The organism is Candidatus Eisenbacteria bacterium (genome assembly GCA_018831195.1).
GTDB lineage: Bacteria > Eisenbacteria > RBG-16-71-46 > CAIMUX01 > JAHJDP01 > JAHJDP01.
In genome coordinates this window covers 1-8,455 of record JAHJDP010000021.1, presented here as the reverse complement: position 1 = coordinate 8,455, position 8,455 = coordinate 1, and the positions used below count along the sequence as shown (strand labels likewise).

Below are 8,455 nucleotides of genomic sequence, written 5' to 3'. Positions count from 1 at the left end.
GGCGCGTCCTGTACCCGGCGGGAAACAAAGTCAGGGAGAATGCAATCACCTCACAGCAACGGAAGAGGATGGCGGCTGCTCTACAGCCGCCAAAGGGAGACATCTAGCCATTGACAACCGGTGGCCTCATAGGCGTTAGACCGGACACCTCGAAAACTATTTCAGAGGATCATAGCTTGCCCGGATTCGACCCCAGGTGGTATTCATCGTCGCTGTAGGGGAGCCGTATTCCCGCAGTTGATATTGGGCGTTTAAAAGGTAGCCCCATTGGGGCAGGCCGATCCCGTCGGTGTACCATTCTGTGACATTGCCTTCGATAAGCAGATCTTCATGTTCAATATGTCGACCCAGCAAATTGTATGATTTTCCATCACGCGAGATGATTACTGGCGGCTCATAGTAAGTACCAACTCCATAGGCATAGAAATCACCCGCCGGCACCGTGACAACACCCTCGGAATAGACTTGCAGGGGATAATTAAATGGTTCAGTACCCCAGGGCGTTCCGTCCAGGTAGTATGTGTGGATATTTTCGGTCACCCAGGATTTTCCACCAGCCAGCGGGGCGTCTACCATTTTGATGGGTGGCAGATATGCGATTCCAAAGCCATCATAATTAAATGCCCCATGAAGAAAAAGGTTACCAAAAACATCAGTCGTCCAATAATTTTCGAATGTCTGAGTATCTTCATCCTGATGCCTAATCACCGCGGAAACACCCAAGACTTCACGCTCACCCGTGATGGTCATATAGTGGAGACCCCCCTGCGGATTATCATAAATCCACTGAGTCCCAAGACCTAGCGGATGGTATTCATACGCCGTCGCTGGTATTGATGTAGCAATCAGACCAATGCTGGCTGCTGCTAAAACAAATAGAATCATTTTGAAGAAACTCAAGACAACCTCCGAGGGCCTTGTGCGATATACCATTGTGCGACTTCGCGAGGGAATGGAAATAGCCCTCGTCCTTCACTTTCTCAAATCACTACAATTTTCTCACAAAGCCTGTATAGCTGACAAGGGGCACAGATTGTCACATTTGGTTTGGTCGCCAGCTCAATAATGAAACCTGATTCTGTTTGTTACTCGGTCTAACGTTCTTTTAACCTGCGAGGGTCATTGGCTCGGCCCTCGACCCTTCCGATGATCGCGACCCTATAATAATCTTGGTCGAGGGCCGTGACAAGGGCACTCGGCAGGTTCAAAAGTTGAAATGGACTCCACCGGCGAAAAATGCGGCATCATAGTGCCAATTCGCCTTTCGGCCTCTTACGACCACATAGAAGGAGGAGTCCGCATGTATTCTACTACCATCGCCGTTGATTTGGCAAAGTCTACTTTCGAAATCGCTGTCTCGGATAGGCCGGGAAAGATCACCTCGCGAAAACGTTTATCCAGGGCCAACTTCCTGTCCTTCTTTGAACAAACGCCGCCCGCAAACATCCTGCTCGAAGCCTGTGGCTCCGCCCACTACTGGGCCCGCTCCATCCGGCGCTTCGGCCATGACGTCACCCTTCTGCCCGCACACTTCGTCAGGCCTTATAGAAAGGGAAATAAAACCGACAAAGCTGACGCCAAAGCCATCCTCGAAGCCGCCAGGAACGAAGAAATCCTGCCGGTCGTTAAGTGTCTCGTGGGATCAAGGGACCTTTTGAAAATAGAAAGATTTAATAGACCCCCAGCTGGTCGTCCTTGTTGGGACAGGGGTTACGCACCCTTGTGAGTAGAAACCGACCTGACCGCATTCGGATCCATCGGGATGGTTTCCGGGAAGACAAGGAGATGTGCTCGCCACGTGGTAGTCGTCTGCACCTGGATTGCAAAACAACGGGTCAGCGATGACGTTTCCATGATGCCCATACCAGTTTTCGGGAAAGCACTCGCCCTCCTCAAAAGGCTCAGGCCATGTCACGTTGCAGCGGACGGGAAAGGCTCCCCCATTACTCGGGCAACCACTCTCCCAGAACACATTGTTCGCGATCATCCCGTTCGCATTGAGCGACGTGAAGTACACTGCGAAATCGGCGCTATTGTCAGCAAACGTACTGTTCTCAATGTAGACTATGAATCCACCATCAACCAAGCACACGGATCCCTCCGCCACTATACTGTTCCGAAGGAACACGCAACCACGAATTGTGGCTGGTGCATTGATAGTAATGGCGGCCCCGAGATCTGTGGCTCCCGAACCTATAAGCGTATTTCCGAAGAACTGACACTGCTCCACCAGGAAATCAGTAACTCCGGAGGAAGAGAAGTAGAGACCCCAATCGTTGTCAGTGAAGACACACTCTCTAACTTGGCCTGTTCCTGTCAGAGCAACTCCGCCACGGTTATTTCTTGCGATAATATTGGAGACCGTTGTCGATGTACCTACGGAATTCAAAGCACCGCCGGAATAATCACTGCCGGTTACCGTGATCGCGCTCACCGACAAGTTATATTCTGTGAACTTTAAGATTGGCTCGGCGGGATTTAAAGCCGCGACGATCACCTCCTCCGGGTCGCCGGTCTGACCCATGATCGTAAGCTCCCGTGGGTTGCCGAGCCTAAGGATGTTCTCGTGATAGGTGCCTGGCGCGACCAGAATTGTATCGCCTGAGGCACAACTATCCACAGCCGCATCGATCGTTGGTGCATCACCGGTCCCCTCAGGATTCACAAACCATATGTGTGAATATGTGGCGGAAGTTAAGACCATTAGAATGTAGACAGATAGGCCTAACCTTCCCAACGAATTAAGCATATTTTCAATTCATTTCTAGTACACTTAACGTTATTTTAACCTGCGAGGGTGCTTGGCGCGACCCCCGCCCGCCCGCGTCTTCTCAACGCCACCATTCTCCCACAAAAGCGGGGGGCGTGACAAGCGCTCTCGACAGGTTCAAAAGTTCGTTAGACGTTATTTAACTGCTGGCATTGCCGATCCCGGCAACTCTTTTGGTTAATAATCTCGTAAGTCGAATACATTTTGTCAGTGATAAACTGACTTGATTTGGCCCCAGGTATGCTCATTTGCTGGATTGCCCAAATTCACATAAAATTCAAGCGTCCCAGATCCAGATGCGCCATTCACTCCATCTACCACAATATAACACCGCCAATGCCCTCCCGGGTCTCCTTGATACTCGCCAGTCTCAAAACTGGTGTAAATATCTAGGCCTGTATCTCCGAAAACGCATGGCCGGTCGCATGCATCCTCAATACCGTACACAGCCGCCTCAAAATCACCGGTCCACACAACAGAAATCCATGTTCCGAATTCGTTTCCGTCGTCAAACAGGAAGACAACATCAGGTCCGGTGGCAACAATTCCGGTGCATTGGGCCGAGAGAGAATCAATATCATTTTCGCGACCGCTGGTGGTGACATCTATTGCAACGTACCATTCTTCCGAAATATCGATTCTTATCGCGCTTGAACAATCCTCTCCATCTTGTCCATACACGACGCCGACATTAAAACCGAAAAGACATAGGAAAATAATCATGCAGGTGTGATGTTTCATTTTGGCACCCCACGTCGTAAGAAATATTCTCTGTGCCTTACATCCAAATTAGATTTATCGCCACACCAAGAAATATACGTCTAACGTTCTTTTAACCTGCGAGGCGTGCTTGGCGCGGGCCTCGTTTACTCTCTCGTCGCACAACTATGCTAATCTTGTGCGAAGGTATCATAGAAAGATCACGGCCGGATGCCGACTGCGGGCCGGCCACTCGCCAGGCTCATTGATGCGGCGGTCTCCTCCGAGGAAAATAGTATTGATCAATCAAGCATAGGACTTCATTTCCCAAGAAGGAGAACCGCCATGGAAAGATACATCGGATCCGACGTGCATGCAACCAGCACTACATTCTGCGTCCTTAGCGCCAAAGGAAAATTGGTCCGGAGTGACGTCGTGGAAACAAACGGACAGGCTCGTGTCGAATACCTCAAACTCATCCCCGGAAACCTCCACCTATGTATCGACGAGGGCCTCTGCAGCCAGTGGCTCGTCGAAATCCTCTCCCCCTATGTCGCTGAAATACTTGTCTATAGAGCCCGCTGGACACCGGGCCCCAAGAATGACGCTATCGACGCCAGGGGACTCGCCGAGAAGATCCGCACCGGCACCGTCGGCCGACCTGTCTACAAGGACCCCAGACGATTCACCGCCCTCAGGCTCTATGCTCACACCTATGCCAAGGTCACCCAGGATGTCGCCCGCACCAAGATTCGACTCAAGTCCCTCCTCAGAGGGCGCGGCATCCCTTGTTCCGGCGAGGCCGTGTACTCCATCAAGACGCGGGAAGCGATAATCCGAAAACTTCCCGAGGCTATAGCGACCGCCGCTGAAATCCTGGGCCTCGAGCTCGATCGCCTCCGGGAAATCAAGACGGAGGCCGAGAAGATCATGGTGCGCGAGTCGCACCGGCATAAGATCTCAAGAATCCTGGAGACCGCTCCCGGAATGGGACCGATCCGGGTCGCTCAATTGCTTCCCGTTGTGATCACCCCTCACCGTTTCAGGACCAAGCGTCCCTTCTGGGCCTACTGTGGATTCGGGGTCGTCGTCCGGTCTTCATCGGATTGGATCCTTGCTGATGATGGGTGGGTCCGGACAAAGCTGAATCGAACCCGGGGATTGAACCGGGAATACAATCACACGCTGAAAGCTATCTTCAAGGCTGCGGCGACCACTATCATTGTTCACACTCAATCCCATCCGTTGAAGGACGATTATCAGCGCCTTCTGCGGAACGGCACGAAACCCACTCTAGCCAAGGTGACTCTCGCCAGGAAAATTGCGGCGATCGTCTTGGCAATGTGGAAGAGAGAGGAGCGTTATCGTCCGGAGATTTATCGGCAGGCGATGCCGTCCGAGGCAATGAATCGAAACTAGGATTTTGATTCCCGGATCCTGCGGCTTGTCGATCATCTCCGTCAAAAGGGCTGAGGGGAAGTCTCAATGTCACGGATGGGTCCTCGGAAGCGATAGAGAGACCCCATGCGAAGGATAGGCCCCCTCACAGAACCGAATGAAGCGATGGCCATCAAGGCCCCAATGGAAGGCTGGTTCAAACTTAAGTTGCGCCAAGAACGAATGAGCTTCGAAAGCGGGAATGATGGCAGCAGCAAAAGGGAGACGGGAATGAAGTCCTTGGATTTATTGTCTACCGGCATGTCCATGCGGCCGTTCGATGATCCCGTCATCGAGCGACAGGGGAATTGTTATCTTGACATCTCTTTCTATGGAGGGCCGTGACAAGGGCCCTCGACAGGTTCAAAAGTTCGTTCTGTGGCTCTCTCTCAATTCAAGCGCTCTTGTCCCGAACGATTAGGTCTACATCACAATCAAGCACATGCAATAAAGAAAGCACTTTGTCGACAGACTTACGGTAGTTGGTAGAATCTACAAGACGGTAAAACTGCGCTGGAGATGTGCCAAGGCGGCGGATGATCTCTCGCTTGGATAGACCGCTAGCTTCAATACGCTTCTGTGCCTCGATAGTCAGCTTATACAGAAGTAGATTCCGCAAGTAGGCCGGATCTTGATTGTATTCGAGAACATGATCGATATGGACAGACCCCTCTTTGCCTGACTCGAGTTTATAGGTAAAGGCCTCGCGGCCAAGTTCTTCATCAATAAAGACATCCACAACAGGATCCTCGACCACAGGAGGGGGACAAGCCTTTGAGAATGGAAACAGATAGGGCTCGCGCCAAGTCCCAACTTCAAACGCTTGCTTCCGGTTATTAATTTTCACCGATCTGATTTTCATAGTTTGCCTTCAGTTTCTAGTTCTTGAATTAACTCAAGTATTTTTCGCGATGGATTCCCAGCCATCGGCCTGCTGTTGTCGAGATCCCATTTCAAAACAAGTTGGCCCTTGCGATAGACGTGTACGTGCCGCGGAGAATGGTCTCCGATCCAGGTGAGAAAAACATAGCCTCCGCGTCGGATTTTCGACATGTCTATATGTTACCGTGGGCGGTAACGGGTGTCAAGAGAAATTTAGCCCGCTTTTTTGGCAATTTTGCATTGTCCACAGAACGTTTGCTTCACCTGCAAGCGTGGTTGGCGCGGCTTGTGCGTCAGCACAAGGCGTGACAGACGCGATTGTCGGGTGCAAGCGTTTGTTAGGCAGTCAGATGACAGTATGCACCCCAGTATTCGTCTACCTCATTTCCGTTTCAGGGAAAAGACCCTTCCATCATAGGCCAGCAAGAGGGCTTCGATTTGCTCCAGTCGATTGCGCTGAAACTCAACCTCTATCGCTAGATGCCTTGCATAAAAATGATCTTCCGCGACAGGTACTATCTCAAACGCCATTACAGCCTCAAAGATGAGTTCGCTACGTAGCAATAAACTATTACCAGACCGAGTAATAGTGACGGAACTTGTATCAAGACCATACTGCCCAATACAATCATCAAGCGACGACGAGAGATACTTCACAGCCGGCCGCGTCTTGTGATCCACAATGAGCTCCTTGCCCATCTGCTCAGACAAGCTCGCTAAATCATAATAATGATCCTCTTTGGCCAATTCTTGTTCCAGATTTAAAGTAACCTCGCGCACCGCTCCCGAGGAGGGATAGACATGCACCTTCAATCCGAGAGGATCATAAACATTGCTATACTGTGTGGAATATTCATCTCGGCGCTGGCAGACCTTGAGGATGTTCGCCATGGCCTGAACGTCGATATCGTGCGCGTCGTTAAGCAGGTCTCGAGCCTCTTCGCCGCGGTAGCCCAACGCAACGGTCGACTCCGCAAATCTTTCAATATTCAACCGCCCGCCTACATATGAAATGGCCGCTGTACTTCCCGTAGCGTCGATAAAAACAAACCTACCCACAACGAGACTCGGAAAATTGTACCGTTCGAAGTAAGCAATGGCATCATCCACTGTCGCGACTTTCTCCAGGATCATCTCGCACAGGTTGCCCGGGAAGTCCTCCCGATGGGAGGCCGGCGCCCAATCCTGGACTTCGCCAGCTATTCCATCGAAGAACAAGCCTTGGTCGTTCATCCCCCCCTGTGCCCATCCATTCTCGAATCCAAAGAGAACTCTGCCGCGTTTTCCTGGCACTGCGGTTAAAAACCAAACCTTGCCATTCGCTTCCACCCAGTCTTCGTTGTTGCCAACTAAAGTCTTTTCCGACTGTGTGGTTTTGAAAATAGTACAAGAATTCGCATGAGTGGGCCCAAGCAGTAACATGATGCCAAAAAGGGCAAAATACTTCACTGGTCATTCTTCCTTACATCTGCCTAACGTTCTGTTAACTCGCGAGGGTCTTTAGCACGGCCCTCGCCTCTCTCAACATCGCGATACTAGTATAACCCTATGCGAGGGACGTGACAACGGCTCTCGTCGGGTTAATGAGTCGTTAGGTTCTTTTAACTATTTGGTGTGGCCTCAAACGGATTGACGGTAGTCAATCGACCATCTGGAAGTTCAAAATATAGTGTCCCGTTGTGAGAATAAACATTGGGTACATTTAGACGGCGACTCTCTTCTTGGGCTCGGCGTACTGCCCTATTGCCAATACGAAGGTACTCTCGGGATCGCCGATATATTTCCGGATTTAGACCGCGGTCATTTGTCATTTCGCCTCTCCCTCTGCAGTGGTTAGAAATTGCTCAAATAGACCTTCGTCAAGAACCTCCCGCGATCCCCCTGACCCCACGGCAACTTCATGGAATTCCTGACCTCCATTATAATACAGATTCCATTGATCGGCCAATCCACGATATTCGCCCCAGAAGTTCCTGATACTGCGCAAAAAACGCCGTCGTACGTCCGCTTCTGGAACTGGATGCCCGCCCTTCATTATTCTCTCTTGGATTCTCGCGACACACGCATCTGCGCTTCCGAGGAAGATGAAAATAATTATAACGTCAAACCCCTTTGATTTGAGTCGCTCTATCGAGCGCTTAAAACTTACCCCCGAAATCGTAGACTCTATAACAAAGCTTTCGCCTTCCTCCATTTGAGCATCGACTATCTTGATAAAATGGCGCCCAGCCAGGAGCCGGACCTCTTCAAACGAACCCTTCATTTCCTCAGCAATGAGATCGGCGCTGAAATACTTATGCGGATGGAGCTGGATATACTCTTTGGCAAATGTTGTCTTTCCAGCTCCATTTGGTCCAGCAACGACAATTGCCTGTGGCTTCAAGAAATCACCCCGATTTTCCGCCGTCCTATTTCTAAGTTTGCCATTATGAACCTAACGTTCTCATAACCCGCGAGGGTTCTTGGCGCGACCCTCGCCTTCTCTCAACTTCGCGTTACTATGATCTCACTTTGCGAGGGACGTGACAAGGGACCTCGTCGAATTAAACAGGTCGATTCTCATTGAGGCCTCCCACTCAGCGGGCAACCATTCCTCTTGAACGTTGAAGTTGGGAACCAACCAAGACAGGAGGCCTCCAATGAAATTCTATTCCAAGCAACACAAAT

Annotated in this window: 8 protein-coding genes and 1 pseudogene; 2 read left to right on the top strand and 7 right to left on the bottom strand. The window is 50.8% G+C overall.

Annotated features, from left to right (window positions below):
- Positions 1-156: 156 nt before the first annotated feature.
- The 3 genes from KJ970_03480 to KJ970_03470 form a co-directional block, all read right to left on the bottom strand.
- Positions 157-900 carry a hypothetical protein gene (locus tag KJ970_03480; protein MBU2689962.1) on the bottom strand — a complete coding sequence of 248 codons (744 nt, stop codon included), beginning with the start codon at positions 898-900 and terminating at the stop codon, positions 157-159.
- A 742-nt stretch (positions 901-1,642) separates the two neighbouring features.
- Complete coding sequence (locus KJ970_03475; GenBank protein MBU2689961.1) at positions 1,643-2,737, bottom strand: right-handed parallel beta-helix repeat-containing protein; 1,095 nt, start codon at positions 2,735-2,737, stop codon at positions 1,643-1,645.
- A gap of 240 nt (positions 2,738-2,977) precedes the next feature.
- Entirely contained in the window at positions 2,978-3,511 is a 534-nt protein-coding gene (locus KJ970_03470; GenBank protein ID MBU2689960.1) for a hypothetical protein, read from the bottom strand.
- Positions 3,512-3,814: 303 nt separating this feature from the next.
- Between KJ970_03470 and KJ970_03465 the strand changes: the two genes are divergently transcribed.
- Positions 3,815-4,888, top strand: a complete 1,074-nt coding sequence (locus KJ970_03465) for a transposase (GenBank protein ID MBU2689959.1) — start codon at positions 3,815-3,817, stop codon at positions 4,886-4,888.
- A 105-nt stretch (positions 4,889-4,993) separates the two neighbouring features.
- Positions 4,994-5,251: a hypothetical protein gene (locus KJ970_03460; protein MBU2689958.1), complete on the top strand. Its 258-nt coding sequence runs from the start codon at positions 4,994-4,996 to the stop codon at positions 5,249-5,251.
- 49 nt (positions 5,252-5,300) lie between these two features.
- Here the strand turns inward: KJ970_03460 and KJ970_03455 are convergent, their stop codons facing one another.
- The 4 genes and pseudogenes from KJ970_03455 to KJ970_03440 all read right to left on the bottom strand — a co-directional run bounded on the left by KJ970_03455 (position 5,301) and on the right by KJ970_03440 (position 8,177).
- Entirely contained in the window at positions 5,301-5,768 is a 468-nt protein-coding gene (locus tag KJ970_03455; GenBank protein ID MBU2689957.1) for a helix-turn-helix domain-containing protein, read from the bottom strand.
- Positions 5,765-5,959: a DUF4160 domain-containing protein gene (locus KJ970_03450; protein MBU2689956.1), complete on the bottom strand. Its 195-nt coding sequence runs from the start codon at positions 5,957-5,959 to the stop codon at positions 5,765-5,767. Before KJ970_03450 ends, KJ970_03455 begins: the two co-directional genes overlap by 4 nt.
- A gap of 210 nt (positions 5,960-6,169) precedes the next feature.
- Positions 6,170-7,237, bottom strand: coding sequence for a hypothetical protein (locus tag KJ970_03445; protein ID MBU2689955.1), 1,068 nt, complete (start codon positions 7,235-7,237; stop codon positions 6,170-6,172).
- 358 nt (positions 7,238-7,595) lie between these two features.
- Positions 7,596-8,177, bottom strand: a pseudogene (locus KJ970_03440) (zeta toxin family protein).
- Between the last annotated feature and the right edge of the window lie 278 nt (positions 8,178-8,455).